12 protein-coding genes, 1 tRNA gene and 1 pseudogene are annotated in these 15,872 nt (G+C 62.6%); 3 read left to right on the top strand and 11 right to left on the bottom strand.

Features of this window, described 5'->3' with window-relative positions:
* Positions 1–3: 3 nt before the first annotated feature.
* Entirely contained in the window at positions 4–1,050 is a 1,047-nt protein-coding gene (locus tag ABIE33_RS15525) for a glutathione synthase (protein ID WP_429126385.1), read from the top strand.
* 170 nt (positions 1,051–1,220) lie between these two features.
* Here ABIE33_RS15525 and ABIE33_RS15520 read toward each other — a convergent pair whose 3' ends face one another.
* Both ABIE33_RS15520 and ABIE33_RS15515 read right to left on the bottom strand, forming a co-directional pair.
* On the bottom strand, positions 1,221–2,537 hold the full coding sequence (locus tag ABIE33_RS15520) for a hemolysin family protein (protein ID WP_429126383.1): 1,317 nt from the start codon (positions 2,535–2,537) through the stop codon (positions 1,221–1,223).
* Between the two features lie 160 nt (positions 2,538–2,697).
* Entirely contained in the window at positions 2,698–3,231 is a 534-nt protein-coding gene (locus ABIE33_RS15515; RefSeq protein ID WP_429126381.1) for a hypothetical protein, read from the bottom strand.
* 443 nt (positions 3,232–3,674) lie between these two features.
* On the opposite strand from ABIE33_RS15515, the gene selD reads away from it, so the two are divergent.
* Positions 3,675–4,724: a selenide, water dikinase SelD gene (gene selD / locus ABIE33_RS15510; RefSeq protein WP_429126379.1), complete on the top strand. Its 1,050-nt coding sequence runs from the start codon at positions 3,675–3,677 to the stop codon at positions 4,722–4,724.
* 69 nt (positions 4,725–4,793) lie between these two features.
* Positions 4,794–5,126 carry a hypothetical protein gene (locus ABIE33_RS15505; protein WP_429126377.1) on the top strand — a complete coding sequence of 111 codons (333 nt, stop codon included), beginning with the start codon at positions 4,794–4,796 and terminating at the stop codon, positions 5,124–5,126.
* Positions 5,127–5,251: 125 nt separating this feature from the next.
* Here ABIE33_RS15505 and ABIE33_RS15500 read toward each other — a convergent pair whose 3' ends face one another.
* The 9 genes and pseudogenes from ABIE33_RS15500 to fdnG all read right to left on the bottom strand — a co-directional run bounded on the left by ABIE33_RS15500 (position 5,252) and on the right by fdnG (position 15,574).
* Positions 5,252–5,635 (bottom strand): hypothetical protein, encoded by a 384-nt coding sequence (locus ABIE33_RS15500; protein ID WP_429126375.1) that lies wholly within the window; start codon positions 5,633–5,635, stop codon positions 5,252–5,254.
* A 14-nt stretch (positions 5,636–5,649) separates the two neighbouring features.
* Positions 5,650–5,745, bottom strand: a tRNA-Sec gene (locus tag ABIE33_RS15495).
* Between the two features lie 114 nt (positions 5,746–5,859).
* A pseudogene (selB, locus tag ABIE33_RS15490) lies at positions 5,860–7,683 on the bottom strand (selenocysteine-specific translation elongation factor); the annotation flags it as partial.
* Positions 7,680–8,474, bottom strand: coding sequence for a tetratricopeptide repeat protein (locus tag ABIE33_RS15485; RefSeq protein WP_429126373.1), 795 nt, complete (start codon positions 8,472–8,474; stop codon positions 7,680–7,682). The pseudogene selB and the gene ABIE33_RS15485, both read right to left, overlap by 4 nt.
* Positions 8,461–9,861 (bottom strand): L-seryl-tRNA(Sec) selenium transferase, encoded by a 1,401-nt coding sequence (selA, locus tag ABIE33_RS15480; protein ID WP_429126371.1) that lies wholly within the window; start codon positions 9,859–9,861, stop codon positions 8,461–8,463. The genes ABIE33_RS15485 and selA overlap by 14 nt, the downstream gene beginning before the upstream one ends.
* Positions 9,862–9,865: 4 nt before the next feature.
* A complete protein-coding gene (fdhE, locus tag ABIE33_RS15475) occupies positions 9,866–10,786 on the bottom strand; it encodes a formate dehydrogenase accessory protein FdhE (RefSeq protein ID WP_429126369.1) in 921 nt (306 codons plus the stop codon).
* Positions 10,787–10,824: 38 nt separating this feature from the next.
* Entirely contained in the window at positions 10,825–11,511 is a 687-nt protein-coding gene (locus ABIE33_RS15470) for a formate dehydrogenase subunit gamma (protein WP_429126367.1), read from the bottom strand.
* Positions 11,511–12,479 carry a formate dehydrogenase subunit beta gene (fdxH, locus tag ABIE33_RS15465; RefSeq protein WP_429126365.1) on the bottom strand — a complete coding sequence of 323 codons (969 nt, stop codon included), beginning with the start codon at positions 12,477–12,479 and terminating at the stop codon, positions 11,511–11,513. The genes ABIE33_RS15470 and fdxH overlap by 1 nt, the downstream gene beginning before the upstream one ends.
* A complete protein-coding gene (gene fdnG, locus ABIE33_RS15460) occupies positions 12,479–15,574 on the bottom strand; it encodes a formate dehydrogenase-N subunit alpha (protein WP_429126363.1) in 3,096 nt (1,031 codons plus the stop codon). Before fdnG ends, fdxH begins: the two co-directional genes overlap by 1 nt.
* Between the last annotated feature and the right edge of the window lie 298 nt (positions 15,575–15,872).

Genomic DNA, 15,872 nt, shown 5'->3' with positions numbered 1-15,872 from the left:
CCGATGCGCATAGCCTTCTTCGTCAACTCCATAGATTCAGAAACGGCGTCCTACACGACGACGTCGCTGGCGCTCGCCGCCCTCTCCCGCGGGCATGAGGTCTGCTACGTCACCCCGGCGGATTTCATCCTGCGGCCCGACGACAAGCTGATGATCCGGGCGCGCAGCCTCAATGGTACGAAGCCGAAAAAGCCGGAAACGTTCATTGCAGCTCTGAAAGCCGACGATGCGAAGACGAGCGTCGTCGACATCAGCGAGATCGATGTCCTGTTTCTGCGCAACGACCCGTCCGAAGATGCGGAAGGCCGGCCGTGGGCCGCCAATGTCGGCGCGAACTTCGGGCGCCTCGCCTCGGAGCGCGGCGCGATCGTCGTCAACGATCCCTCCGGCCTGTCGCTTGCGCAGAACAAGCTCTACTTTCAGGACTTTCCCCAGGCCGTGCGCCCGACGACGCTGATCTCGAAGAACATTGAGGAGATTCGCGCCTTTATCGACGATCATCGCGACGGCGTCATCCTCAAGCCTTTGCAGGGCTCAGGCGGCAAGAATGTCTTCAAGATAAAATCGAGCGAGGAAGCCAACCTCAACCAGATCTTCGAGGCCGTCAGCGAGGTCGGCTATCTCATTGCCCAGAGCTACCTGCCAGAAGCCACGGCAGGCGACATCCGGCTTTTCGTGATGAATGGTCGCCCGCTTGTTCGCGACGACGTCTATGCCGCGTTTCGGCGTGTTCCTGCCAAGGGCGAGGTGCGGTCCAATATCCACGCGAGCGGCACCGCCCAGGCGGCAACCATTACCCCGGCCATACTGGCGATTGCCGAGAAGCTCCGGCCCAAACTCATCGACGACGGCATGTTCCTGGTGGGCCTGGATATCGTCGGCGACAAGATCCTGGAGATCAATGTCTTTACGCCCGGCGGCCTGCAATCCATTCGGGCCCTGCATGCGATCGATTTCGCCGAAGAGATCGTGATTGCCCTGGAAAACAAGGTAGCCATTCGCGAGGCCTATGGCGGTGCCCTGTCCAACCGCGCGTTGGCGACCCTCTGATATCCCCTTCATCGCCTGGCCGACCGGGCCAGGCGTGTTCCACAGCTGCAGGGCGTTACTGCATGTTTCCTCAAATCGTATTCGATTTAAGGATAAAAACATGCAGCAATTCAAAGTGCTACAGCGACCTTTGCGCGTCTAATAAGACGCGCGGCGCTGTATACCCGGCATCACTCCTTGCGCGATGCCAGGAGCTTGTCGATGCGCATGCCGTCCATGTCTATGATTTCAAAGCGCCAGTCCTCGAAATCGAAGGTCTCGCCGACATGCGGAAGATGGCCGAGGATCTGCAGGGCGAAGCCAGCAATGGTATGGAAATCGCCCTCTGGCCGGTCATGAATGCCGAGCCGCTCGAAAGCGTCGTGCGCCGACATCAAACCTTCGATCAGCAGCGATCCGTCCGACCGGGTGACGATATCCGGATCGCTCGCCTCGGTATCCGGCAGGTCGCCGGCGATCGCTTCCAGGAGGTCCGTCTGGGTGATGATGCCTTCGAGGCTGCCATACTCGTCGACAATGATCGCCAAGCGAACTGGCGCGGTCTTGAATGTTTCGAGAACGCGGAAGACGCGCGCCGATTCGTGCAGAACCAGGGGCTCGCTCAGCGCCTTCATCGGATCGAGTGTCTGGCCGTCGAGCAGCTGATCGAGCAGATCCTTTTTCAGCACCATGCCCAGGGGATAGTCGATGCCGCCCCGGCCGATCAACAGCTGTTCGTGGTGGCATTCCCTGATGGTACGCAGGATCTCTTCCGGCGTGTCGTCGGCATCGATCCAGTCGATTTCCATGCGCGGGGTCATGAAATCGGAAATCCGGCGGTCGCCGATGCTGAAGATCCGTTCGACCAGTTCCTGCTGGGCGACATCGAGAAGACCTGCCTCCTGGCTTTGGGCGACAAGCAGCTTCAGTTCGGTCGGCGAATGCATCGACGTCTCGCCGGTGCCGGGGCGCAGACCGACCAGTCGAAGCACAAGATTGCCGAGGCCGTTGAGCGCCAGAATGGCCGGGCGTAACAGAAACAGAAAAAAGCCGAGCGGGCGCACGACAGCAAGGGCCGTGCCTTCGCTGCGCTGGAGCGCCAGGCTCTTCGGCGCCAGTTCTCCGAGCACGATATGAAGGGCGGTGATGATGATGAAGGAAATCGCGACCGCAATTGCGTGCGAGCCGAACGATGCCCATGCCATCGGCAGGCCGCTCAGGAGCGGCTCGATCAGATGCGCCAGGGCCGGCTCCCCCACCCAGCCGAGCGCCAGCGACGATATGGTAATGCCGAGCTGAGTGGCGGCCAGGTTGGCGTCGAGATTATCGACAGCATGCTGAAGCGCACTGGCGTTCATTCGCCGCTGCGCCACCAGCTCCGTCACGCGGCTGCGGCGGACGGAAACCAGGGAGAATTCGGCCGCAACAAAAAAGCCGTTGGCGGCAACAAGCAGAAATACGGCCAATATTCCGAGATAGTCGAAAATACTGCCATCCGAACCGGACATGATCTCCCTTCGGGCGCGTCGCGCCTCGCGCTGTTGATATTGCGATCAGCCTAACATGCTCTTGTCGCACACGGCAGACGGGACGCAGGCGATCTTCGCGGCTTCACCTGCATCCCGGGTTAGGCTCGGGCGGCCCGCCAGCCGGCCGTATCGCCTGGTGCTAGTTACCACCTTCGAGATTTTTGAGCGCCTCCAGATCCGCATGCGAAACGAACTCGCATGCGAGCAATGTCTTGCCCGGAATGGCTTCGCTTTCACGCGCAACGATCGACACGACGCCCATTTCCGCTGTCGGCTGTTCGGTATCGGGCAGAACCCGCGCATAGCCCTTGGTGGACGTGCCGAGAATGCTGCTTTCTTCGCGCTCCAGCTGGTAGCGGGCCGCCAGTTCGTCCGCGCGGGCGCCTTCGATCAGGACGCCGACGGAACTCCCGGCAAAGACAACCTCATTCGTCCTAAAGCCATCTCGCCCGATGTCGGACGGCAGCTTGTAGACATAGGCCGTCAGCAGCGACGTGTCGGGTTTCACAAGCTTCTCGGCGACGTCATAGAGCTCGGTTGCCGATTGCATCGTATAGGGCGGGTTGCAGAGGGCGCCGTCATAAAAGGCCGCTACGTCGTCGGATGCAAAGGCTGCAGGTGCGCTTGAAACGGAGAGGACGGCAAGGGCAGGTAGAAAAACTCTTGAAAACAAAATCATTACTCCAATTGCCCGCGAACAGGTTACTTCCCCGCTCGGCTGACGGCCGATCGACAGTTGTACACATGGCGCAACGCCGGAAGGGATGCAACATCTTGCCATCGCAGATCACGACTATCCGCACGCCGCAATCGCAACGAGCCACAAGGTGGCAAAGGTTGCCGTCGCCGGAAGCACTTGCGGCGGCTCTCGCCCGATCTGCAGAGAACAGGATCTGCGGCAATGTCCCGAATTGCAGCGCCCGGCGTCTGGTCATCCTGATCGGGCCGCAACCACGCCTTGCCGATGAGGCTACAAGTCCGCTCGCCGGACGGTGATATCCCACAGAACCAGTGAAGTGGCCTTGCTCCCGCACGACATCGTCCTAACTTGCCAACTATCGGTTGCCGGTAAGACCATTCGGTCGAACGAGCAAAGTCTTTTACGCGGGAGCACACATGACATCTCTTGAACCCCGTCTGACCGAGCTTGCCCATGGCGGTGGCTGCGGCTGCAAGCTTGCTCCCTCGGTTTTGCAGCGGCTTCTTGCCAGCCAGCCGGCCATGCAACCCTTCTCCCAGCTTCTCGTCGGCAACGACATGGCCGACGATGCGGCCGTCTGGCAGATCGACGACAACACCTGCATCATCGCCACCACCGATTTTTTCATGCCCGTGGTGGATGACCCGCATGATTTCGGGCGCATCGCCGCCACGAACGCGATCTCCGACATCTACGCCATGGGCGGCAAGCCGATCCTGGCGCTTGCGATCCTCGGCATGCCGATCAACAAGCTTTCCTCTGAGACGATCGGCAAGATCCTCGAAGGGGGCGCCTCGATCTGTGCTGAGGCCGGCATCCCGGTGGCGGGCGGGCATTCGATCGATTCGGTCGAACCCATCTACGGCCTTGCTGTCATCGGCGTCTGTCGCCCGGAACAGGTGCGGCGCAACAGCGGTGCGAAACCGGGAGATACCTTGATCCTCACAAAGGGTCTTGGCGTCGGCATCTATTCCTCCGCCTTCAAGAAGAAGGCCCTGCCGCAGGCTTGCTATGAGGAGATGATTGCCTCGACGACGCTCCTCAACCGGATCGGATCCGAACTTGCCGCCGATCCGCATGTGCATGCGCTGACGGATGTCACCGGCTTCGGCATTCTCGGTCATGGGCTCGAAATGGCCCGCGCATCCGGCTTGACGCTGTCGCTCTCACTCGCGAACATTCCATTCCTGTCGCGCGCCGAGACGCTTGCCCGAGACGGCTTCGTCACCGGCGCGTCGGAGCGCAACTGGGCGAGCTATGGCGGCGAGGTCACGTTGCCCGACGGTACGCCGGACTGGCAACGTCTTCTGCTCGCCGACCCGCAAACATCAGGCGGACTTCTGGTAGCCTGCGATGCCGCCAGCGCAGACAGTCTGGTCAAGACCATCCGGGGCGCGGGCTATCCGCTCGCCAGCACCGTCGGCCAAACCCAATCCGGCCCCGTGCAAGTGGAGGTTCGCGCCTGAGCGAAAAGCCGAGGTATGGAACAACGGGCCGGACCGACCGTTGGTAGAGCAACTCTGAAGGAGAATGCCATGCGCGATCCCCGGCTTGCCCTTGCCACCGCCGTCCTCCTCGCCTGCCTGGGCATGACTATCCCTGCACATTCACAGGAGAACGATGCCAACACCGGATGCGCTGCGAGCGCCGGAAAGGCGGATCCGGCGACGGAGCCCGACCGCTTGAGCGCGGATGGCACCGCACCCGGCAATGCCGGCTCGACCGGCTGGACCGGCGGAACAGGCGGCGCCCATATCGGCACAAGTCCACAAGGTGCGTGTGAGGACTCCCCGACATGGCAGCCGCCGACCGCGCGCGGCCTCGATCTCGCCATGGCGCCCGAGGACGCGCAGAAGAATGATTGCTAGAGCGCTGTGCGTTCAGATGAACGCACAAAGGACGCTCCAGCACTTTCATTGTCGAGCATCTTTCCGCTTCAAGCGGTTCCACCTGAGAGCGGGATGCTCTCCGCTCAAACCTGAAACGCTCTATGTCAATGAGGTTTGATCTCCTGGATCGAAAGCCGCAATCCGTCGACATTGAAGAACTCACCCTCGCGGATCAACGACCGGTCCTTGTTGAGATTGCGAACCAGAGAGGCCAGTCGTCCCCTGGCGACATGGTCTTCGACAAGACCCTCCGGGCCGGCGCGGTAAAACACGACGCCGGACCAGTTGACGCCAGCGCCGGCGAGAAGCGTGATCATATCCTGCCACCGGGTATCGTCGCCGACGACGTGAAGATAGGCCGAGCGCAGGAGATCGACCCGGGCCTCGCTGATCGCCAACAGCACGAACAACATGGTGAATGCGCCAGCCTCACCAAAGGTGGAAACGATCCAGTCATCGAAGTCGGTCTTGCAGGGCGCATCGGTCATCAGCGATCTCCCGATGGCGGAAGAGAATGGGAGTCGAACCCACCCAAGACAGCCTCGCTGCCCCACCCGGATTTGAAGTCCGGACGCCCCACCGGGGACGAATCTCTTCCTTGCTTCGCCTCGGGCGTGGCTCCACCGTAAAGGTCGAGTCTATGGGGATTGACGCGCCGGATGTCGCCGCGCCGAAGCGTCACTCCCTGACGATCGAAGAACTCCAGGATCTCGATCGCCACCTTTCTACCGCTGTTCACGCAATCCCGAAAGAGACCGGCGGCAAATTCGCCCCGTTCGGCCTTCCCTGTGATATCCCTTATGATTTCAACCATTTCTGCGGTGGCGGAACGGATGAAGAAATGATCGTGCCTGATCTCATCGACACGCCCGAGCCTTGCGCATAGTTTCAGCGCGCGCCGAATCTGCTGTTCGTCGACGCCGAGCAAGTCGGCAAGATCGCGTACACGCGGCGGGCGAAAGCGCTCCTCGCCTTCCAGATGCGGCAAGATGCGGGCAAACAACGCCTCCTCGCTCTCGCTCAAGCGAACCTCATGGCCCGGCAGGCGAACGAAGGCTCCCTCGAGCACGAGGCGCCCGGCGGCCTGTTCCTGCCTGAGCAGGAAGACAAAAGCGGGCATCGGCAATCGCGGCGTCACCTGCAGGCGCAGGCGCTCTCGTCCAATCCCCTGCAGATCCGGATTTTCGCTATGGAAGTCGGCGAGAATTCGCCCGACGTCCTTGGCCAGGTCGTCCCATCGCTCCTTCGACAGGGCATGGCGCACATGCCCGCCCTCGATCAGGATGGCGCGGCAAAGGTCGACAGCCTCGCACAGTTCTTCCGCCGATACGGCCCGGTCGCGCGCGAAGGCATCAAGATCGACGACATAGGGCGGCGTTTGCAGATGCGCAGAAAGCGCCGGACCCGTTTGCGCGACGCCTGCCGCATGGAGATAGGCAATCCGCTCGGGTGCCCGGCGTTTGCGCAGCGGCGCACGCAGATCGAGAAGTCGACCGCCGCCGATGGTGCGCCGGGCAGAAACGTCGCGCAGGATGTAGCGATCACCGACCGCGGCCGCGATCGGCCGATCGAGGACGAGCTGGACCTTCGCCCGCTCGCCGGGCCCGACGGGGTTTTCCAGCGGCACGATACGGGCCCCGACTTCGGCACTGCCATGATGCAGGCGCGCGGAAAACCACTCTCCGACCGGCTTCGGCTCGCCCTTGAGTACGAACAGGTCCGCATCGATGCGCGTGGTCGGCGCATGCAGATAGGGATCGAGCACCATGTCGCCGCGGCCGACCTTGTCCTTCGAGATACCGTCCCCCACGAGATTGAGTGCGCAACGTTGACCCGCGACGCCGCGCTCCGCCTGTTGGTCCTGGGCATGGATCGAGCGCACGCGGGCCCCTTGCCCGGATGGCGAAATCATCACGTTGTCGCCGACCGCAACCGAACCGGAAAGGACTGTTCCCGTCACCACCGTTCCGGCGCCCGAAAGAATGAAGCTGCGATCGACCGAAAGGCGGAACCGGCCCGCTGCAGTTGCTTTTACCGTAGCGCGTTCGGCCTCGGCCAGGCGGTCCCTCAGATCGGCGATGCCGTGGCCTGTGACAGCAGACACGGGAAGGATCTCGGCAGTGCGAAGGCCCGTTGCGGAAACCATATCGCCGATCTCGACCCTGAGCCTTCGCAACCGGTCCGCATCGGCAAGATCGGCCTTGGTGATCGCGATCAATCCCCTTTCGATGCCGAGCAGGTCGAGAATGGCCAGGTGCTCGAGCGTCTGCGGTTTGATGCCGTCATCCGCCGCAACGACAAGAAGGGCGAAGTCGATGCCGCCGGCACCGGCGAGCATCGTGTGGATGAAGCGCTCATGGCCCGGCACATCGACAAAGCCGGTGACCGTTTCGGCAAATCGCGCATAGGCAAAGCCGAGATCGATGGTGATGCCCCGCGCCTTCTCCTCCTTGAGGCGATCGGTATCGACGCCGGTCAAGGCCTTCACCAGACTGGTCTTGCCGTGGTCGATATGGCCGGCCGTTCCGACGATCATCGCCGCTCCTCCGCAGGAGGCTGAAGGGCGCGCTTCTCGGCGATGCTTGTCTCTTCGGCCGACAGGCTTTCGCGCACCGGCCCGATGAAAGGTTGCGCCAGGGCACTACCGCCGTTGATCGCGCGGATCAGCCAGACGAGTGCCGCGACACTGTCGCGGGCCGTGCCGGCTCCCATATGGCATGCGGCGCCGAGCATCGCTTGCGCATCGGCATCGCCCGCCATGGCGCCGCGGCGCCACCAGTGGACGGCCTTCTCCGGGTCGCGCTCGACACCCGAAGCGTTGTGATAGAGCATGCCGAGCCGGGTCATTGACGAAGCGATACCGGCCTCGGCGGCACGTTCCGCCCAGTGGCGCGCTTCGGCCGGATCGGGCGGCATGATTTCGCCTTCGAGCAGCATCCAGCTCAGCATGTCCTGTGCCGGCGCGTCGCCCTTCTCGGCGGCGCGGCGATAATAGTCGGCGGCAATACCATAATCGCCATTCGCGCCATCGACGCCCTGCATGTGGAAGGCCGCATAGTTGCGCTCGCCGACGGGATCGCCCGCTTCGGCCGCCAGCCGCAGCCATTTGGCCGCCAGCTCCCGATCCTGCGGCACGCCGAACCCCTCGGCAAAACAGGCGCCGATATTGTTCTGTGCCCGCGCGACGCCGGATTGCGCCAAGGGCCCCCATAGGCGCAGGGCGGTCTCGTAGTCGCCGTTCCGGGCGGCAGTCAGGGCTTGCGTCATCTCGTCGGCTTCTAACGCCGCCGCGGGCATACGCCCTGTCAGACGATCAAGCCAGTGCATGTCCAACGCCCTCGGAGAGGCTTTTCAGGAACTCGGTTTCGTCGGAAAGACACCGAAGATCGAGGATGAGCGCCCCTTCCTGCAGACGCCCCAATATCGGGCGCGAAAGCGAGCGGAAGAGTGCCGCGAGCGCTTCGAGCGCGCTGCCGCTTGCAGCCTCGATCCTGAGACCGGCGCTTTGGATCGTGTCGACCGGCAGCGCGCCCGAGCCGATCTGGCTCGAACAGTGGCAGATCTCCACCCGATACCCTCTCGAGACAAGAAGCCTGGCCACCTCGGGCGCGAGCCGTTCCGCCTGTGCGCGAATCTCGTGTTGCGGGCGCGCCAGCATGCGCAACGTGGGCAGCCGTGAGGCGAGCCGATCGGGGTCGCGGTATAGCTTCAACGTCGCCGCTGTCGCCGCGATGCGGATCTTGTCGACCCGCAAGGCCCGCTTGAGCGGGCTTCGGTTGATCTCGGCGATCAGATCGCGGCGGCCGACGATAAAGCCGGCCTGCGGCCCGCCCAGCAATTTGTCGCCCGAGAATGTAATGAGATCTGCGCCCTCGGCCACGGCTTCGCGAACGGTCGGCTCCTTGCCAAGGCCGTAGCGCCGGAGATCGACGAGCGTCCCGGAGCCGAGGTCGTTGAGGAGAACCAGCCCGGCTTCATGCGCGATCACCGCCAGTTCGGCGCCGGAGACTTCGGCCGTGAAACCTTCGATCCGGTAATTCGACGTGTGCACCTTGAGGATCAGCGCCGTTTCAGGCCCGATCGCCCGGCGATAATCCCTGGCATGGGTGCGGTTCGTGGTGCCGACTTCGATGAGCGCAACGCCAGCGCGCTCCATGATATCGGGCATGCGGAACGCGCCGCCAATCTCGATCAGTTCGCCGCGCGAGACGATCGCCTGCCGTCCGCCGCCAACCGTGCCCAGTGCGATCAACACTGCGGCAGCATTGTTGTTGACGATCGTTGCGTCCTCGGCGCCCGTCAGCTCGCAAAGCAAGTCGCGCAGGTGGCTGTCGCGCTCGCCGCGCCGGCCCGTGTCGAGATCGAACTCCAGCGCCGCCGCCTCGCGCATGGCATCGACGGCAGCAGCAATCGCCTCCTCGGCAAGGAGGGCACGGCCGAGATTGGTGTGCAGCACGGTGCCCGTGAGATTGAAGAGCGGACGCAGGTTGGAGTGATCCCGATATTCAAGCCGGCTCATAAGCGAGGCCACGACGCCATCCGCATCCGGGGTCAAGCCGCCGCCGCGAACCATCTCGCGGATTTCGCCGAGCGCGAGGCGCAGCTCTTCGGTCACGACGACCCGGCCATGCCGCTCCATGAGCGGCGCGACGGCGGGCGCCTTCAACATCTGGTCGACGGACGGCAGCGTGCGAAGGTCTGCAAGCCCGCCCATCCCGTCAGTACCCCACCAGGAACGGGTTGAAGCCCGCGCGTTTGTATCCGGTATCCTTCATCAGCGCGTCGAGGCCGAGACTGCCGACATCGTCGGCGACGGCATCGAGCGCCGGGTTCCTGTTCTGGTACATGATCTTCGTCCAACCGTGGCAGCTGTCGCAAACCTCTGCCTTGACCGTGGCCTCCTCGTCACCGGTTTCGACGGCGCGGTACCCGATGCCCTTGGTCGAGCCGCAAGAGAGACATTTTACCCGGACTTCGTTCCATTTGGTGGAGCAGCAGGCGCACACGGCATAGCGGGTTCCTTCCGCGCCGTGGAAACCGACCACGAGCGAAGCGACGGGCTTGCCGCCGCAGGCGGGACAGACGCCGATGCTGACCGGCACGAGGCGGCTTGGATCAAGCCCTGAAGCAAGGCGTGCCGCATGGATCTGCACTGCCGCCGCAACGAAGAGATGGTGCGCAAGGCTATCGACAGGCAGATTGTCGACGGCGATATTGTCGATCATCCACGCCAGCGTCTCCTCGTCGGCAGCAATGATCTGGGCAAGCGCTTCGGCCGCGACCTCGGGCATTTCCAGTTGCTCCGCACGCGCAAGGAATTGCCGGACCGTATCCCGGCAATCGGCGGAAGCGCCCATGGCCGAGCGATCGATCGGCGGCATCGCGTGGTCGCGCGCCCGCTCGCGCTGATCAGCGGAAATCGGCTGCAACGGCGGCAGACTGGACAGGAGGTCGCTCTGGATCGCTGCGATGCCTGCAAGGAAGCGTAAGTAGGGAGCAAGCCGGCTTCCTTCCGCCAGCAGCTCGAAACGCTGGGCGCGATCCCCGAAAAGACGCGTCGGGTTGTGCATCAAGACGAAGGTGGTCTTGGGAATTCCACCGATCATCGCGGGATCGGGCTGCACGGACGATATCGACATTGCACCTCGCGGGCCGACCGGCCACCGCTGTTTCGTCGTTATTCTGCAGGATCGATCCGGCCCCGTCCAGCAAGTTCCTTCAGCCACTTGCGATGGTGGCGCCAGGCCCAGCCGCCGGTGACCGAACCCCGCGTCATCGCCCGCAACGTGCCGCGGGTCCAGATTGCGGCATAGACGTGCAGGATGAAGATCAGAATGATCAGCACCGCAGAAACGGAATGGGTCAGCACGGCAATGCGCCTCACGTCGATGGGCGTGGCCTCGCCGAAATACTGATCCCAAATGATGATGCCGCTGACGATCAGCACGATGATGAAGAACGCCATGCCCCAGAAGATGAACTTCTGCCCGGCATTGTACTTGCCGATCTCGGGCAGCCGCTCCTCATGGCCTTTGACCACGTCGCCGATCTGCGACACCCACTGCGCATCGGTCCGGTTCGGCAGGTTGGCCCGCCAGAGCTGGGCGAAGAAAATGAAGAAGCTCGCGAACAGAACGACGCCGATCCAGGGATGCAGCATGCGCGTGTTCTGGCCGCCGCCGAACAGATCTGTCAGGAAGAACAGCGACGGATGGAACATCGATAGGCCGGACAACAGAAGCAGGATCAGGCAGGAAGCGGTAATCCAGTGGTTGAGGCGTTTGCCGGGTCCGTAACGACCGACGGTCACCGGCGGCCCGCGATGGATCGCGTCTTCGGGCTGTAGATCGTTCGACCTGGCCATCAGGCACCCTCCCTGAGATCCTCGGCTTCCTCGACAAGCTTCTCGGCACTGGCCTCATCCTCAGGCTCGACCCGGTTGGCCTTGCCAAACAGACCGTGCAGGATCGCACCCGCTGCCGCCAGCCCCATCACCGCAAGGCCGGTATATTTGGTCACGCCCTTCCAGGCCTCGATGACGGCGGAGATCTTCGGGTCATCAGGCAGGTCGGCATAGATATGCGGTTTGTCGTTGTGATGCAGGACATACATGACATGCGTCCCGCCGACGCCGGGCGGATCGTAGAGGCCGGCATTGGCGTAACCGCGCGATTTGAGATCGGCGATGCGCTCGTCCGCATGCTTCTTCATGTCCTCCTTCGTGCCGAACACGATCGCTTGGGTCGGGCAGGCCTTGGCGCAGGCCGGTCCCTGCCCCATCGCGACGCGATCGGAACAGAGCGTGCATTTGTAGGCGCGGTGATCGACCTTCGAAATGCGGGGAATGTTGAACGGACAGCCCTTCACGCAGTAGCCGCAGCCGATGCAGTTCTCATGGATGAAGTCGACGATGCCGTTGGAATATTGAACGATCGCGCCCGGTGAAGGGCAGGCCTTGAGACAACCCGGATCGGCGCAGTGCATGCAGCCGTCCTTGCGGATCAGCCATTCCAGATTGTCCGTCTCGGGGTTCACCCATTCGGTGAAACGCATCAGGGTGAACATGTTTTCGGTCAGGTCATGCGGGTTCGTGTAGACCCCGACATTCTCCTCGATATCCGGAAATGTGTCGTTCCACTCGATGCAGGCCGACTGGCAGGCTTTGCAGCCGATGCATTTGGAAACGTCGATCAGCTTGGCGACCGGCGTCAGCTGCCGCTCCGGCGGCGGCAACTCGCTCGTGGCGGAGCGGCGAACGAGATCGCGCTGCGTGAGGTTGCTCTCCATCGGCTGGACCGGCGGATTGCTGACGGCTGTGCGCGGGCTATCCATCACACTACGGCCTCCTTGTCCTTTGGCGGCGTCGAAGGCTCGATGTTGACGAGGAAAGCCTTGGACTCAGGCGTCTCGATGTTGGCGTCGCCGACGAAGGGAACCAGCGAGTTGGGGCCGAAACCCTTTTTCGCAGAACCTGTGAAGCCCCAATGCAAGGGGATGCCGACCACGTGAACCGGCTTGCCGTCGCAGATGAGCGGCCGGATGCGCTTGGTCACCACTGCCTTGGCCTTGACCTCCCCGCGCTTCGACCAGACCCGGACCCAGCCACCATTGGTTATGCCCTTTTCCTGCGCCAGCTCCTCGGAAATCTCCACGAAGAACTCCGGCTGCAGCGCCGAATTGACGCGGTTGTGCTTGGTCCAGAAGTGGAAATGCTCGGTCAACCGATAGGAAGTGGCCGCATAGGGGAACTCGTCCGAAAGCCCCAGCTGTTTGGCGTCATCCTCGAAGATGCGGCTGACCGGATTGCCGCGCATCTTCGGATTGAAGACGTTGGCAACAGGCGATTCGAACGGCTCCATATGCGCGGGGAACGGGCCATCGCGCATCATTCCGCGGGTGAACAGGCGCGCCGTGCCCTCCTGGTTCATGATGAACGGGCCGACATCTCCGGGCTTGGCCGTCGGGGCAATGTCGGGGATGTCATAGCCGGTCCACTTGGCACCGTCCCATTCCAACAGCTTGCGGCTCGGATCCCAGGGCTTGCCCTCGAGGTCCGCCGAGGCGCGATTGTAGAGTGTGCGGCGATTGAGCGGCCAGGCAAAGGTCCAGCCGAGATAGGTTCCAGTGTCGTCGGGATCCTGATTGTCCCGCCGAGCCATGTTGTTGCCCTGCTCGTTAAAACAGCCGGAATAGATCCAGCAGCCGGACATGGTCGAGCCGTCGTCGCGAAGCTGCGAGAAGTTCACCACCTGCTTTCCGGCCGGCACGAGAACCTTGGTCGGATCGGTCGTGTCCATGACATCCGTCAGGGCCCGACCGTTGATTTCCCTGGCAAGCTCCTCGGCCGTCGGTTCGTTCTCGTCGGCATAGTCCCACGACAGGTTCAGGATCGGATCGGGGAAGGCGCCCCCTTCCGTCCGGTAGAGTTCACGCATTCTCAGGAAGATCTGGGCGACGATGTAGGTATCGTGCTTGGCTTCGCCCGGCGGCGTCCCGCCGGCCCAGTGCCACTGCAGCCAGCGGCCGGAGTTCGTCAGCGAGCCGTCCTCCTCGGCAAAACAGGTCGTCGGCAGCTGGATGACTTCCGTCTGGATCGACGCCGTATCGACCGGGTTGAAATCGCCATGGTTTTCCCAGAACCGCGCCGTCTCCGTTTCCAGCGGATCCATGGTGACGAGCCACTTCAGGTTCGAGAGAGCCCTGGTGTTCTTGGCACGGTTGGGGAAGGCGAGCAGCGGATTGAAGCCCTGGCAGAGGTAGCCGTTGACCTTGCCTGCATGCATCAGCTCGAACATGCGCAAGACGTCGTAGGATGGCACGTCGAGCTTGGCGAGGTAGTTGAAGGCCCAGTCGTTGTCGGCCCGTGCGGCATTGCCCCACATGGCTTTCTGGAACGAGACCATGAACTTGCGGTAGTTCTGCCAGTAGCTGGTCTGGCCCGGTCGAAGCGGCTTGAACTGCCGGGTCGACATGTAGGTCTCGAAATTCTCGTCCGCCTCGGTCGGCGCCGTCAGATAGCCGGTGAGCAGGTGCGACATGAGGCCGAGATCGGTCAGGCCCTGGATGTTGGAGTGGCCGCGAAGAGCGTTCATGCCGCCGCCGCGCACGCCGATATTGCCGAGGATCAGCTGCAGCATGGCCATGGCGCGGATATTCTGCGAGCCGTGCGAATGCTGGGTCCAGCCCAGGGCATACATCGACGTCATCGTCTTTGTCGGCGTCGAACATTCCGAGATCATCTCGGCGACCTTGAGGAATTTCTCCTTCGGCGTTCCGCAGATACGCTCGACCATTTCGGGCGTATAGGGCGCCAGATGCTCCCTAAGCAGGTTCCAGACACAGCGGGGGTTCTGCAGTGTCGGATCGGTGACGACGAAGCCGTCGTCGCCAATCACATAGTCCCAGGTCGAACGGTCGTAGTCGCGCTTCTCCTCATCGTAACCGGTAAAGAGACCGTCCTTATAGGCGAAGCCGTCCTTCACCAGATAGGCTGCGTTGGTGAAAGCCTTGGTGTATTCCCACTGCACCCGGTCGTTGTCGATGCAATACTTCATGACGCCGTTCAGGAACGCGATATCGGTTCCCTGGCGGATGGGCGCGTAATAGTCCGAGACCGATGCGGTGCGGGTGTAACGCGGATCGACGACGATTAGCTTCGCGCCGCGATGGGCCTTGGCTTCCGTAACCCATTTGAAGCCACAAGGATGGGCTTCCGCCGCATTGCCGCCCATGACGACGACGAGGTCGGTGTTCTTGATGTCGGTCCAGGAGTTGGTCATTGCTCCACGGCCAAATGTTGGGGCGAGACTCGCCACCGTAGGGCCGTGTCAGACGCGTGCCTGATTATCGAAACCGACTATTCCCAGGCTCTTGGCGAATTTGAAGGTCGCCCAGGCCGTTTCATTGGTTGTTGCAGACGCCGCCAGCATGCCGACGGTCGTCCAGCGATTGACCGGAACGCCCTTGGCGTTTGCCGCAAGCAGGTTCGCATCGCGATCGTCCTTCATCAGACGGGCAATGCGGTCGAGAGCATCGTCCCAGGAGATCCGCTCGAAGCTGTCGGAGCCGGGCTTGCGCAGCATCGGATATTGAAGCCGGGTCGGCGACTTGACGAAGTCCTTGAGCGCCGCCCCCTTGGGACAGAGCGTCCCGCGGTTCGTCGGGTGATCGGCGTCACCCTCGATATGGACGATGTCCGCCGTCTCGCCTTTTCGAGGGTCCCCCTTCGAATAGATGATGACGCCGCAGGCAACGGAACAGTACGGACAGGTGTTGCGGGTCTCGGTCGTGGTCTTCAGCTTGAAAGCACGCACATGCGCGATTTCTGCCGCCTCGGATTCGCCGAAGCCCAGTGCTCCGACGGAAGTTGCCACAACACCCGCTCCGGCCAGCTTCAGGAAGCTGCGCCGCGAGAGGTCTATGTTCATAGATGGCCTCCCTTTCCCGATACTTCGTAGCTTGGAGTCTATTGCTAAGTGCTTGCAAGTCAAGGTGCGTCGCTTGCGCGACACCTGACGCGCCGTCAACAGCCTTTGCGACAACAACGCTCGCAATATGTCAACGATTTCCGGATCCCGGAGGCCTGCCGGTTCCTGAAAGGAACCGATATCGCCGTGCCACTCTCGTCTGCGACATCGGCTTCCTGACAAAATCCAGCTTCGACCACGCGTTCAGGCGGGTGACCGGCATGCACCCGCCCGAGCGGCCGCGCGCGAAGCACTCCTG

This window comes from Ensifer sp. 4252, from assembly GCF_050434565.1.
GTDB lineage: Bacteria > Pseudomonadota > Alphaproteobacteria > Rhizobiales > Rhizobiaceae > Ensifer.
The sequence above is the reverse complement of the archived record's forward strand: the minus strand, read 5'-3'. Positions and strand labels throughout refer to the sequence as shown.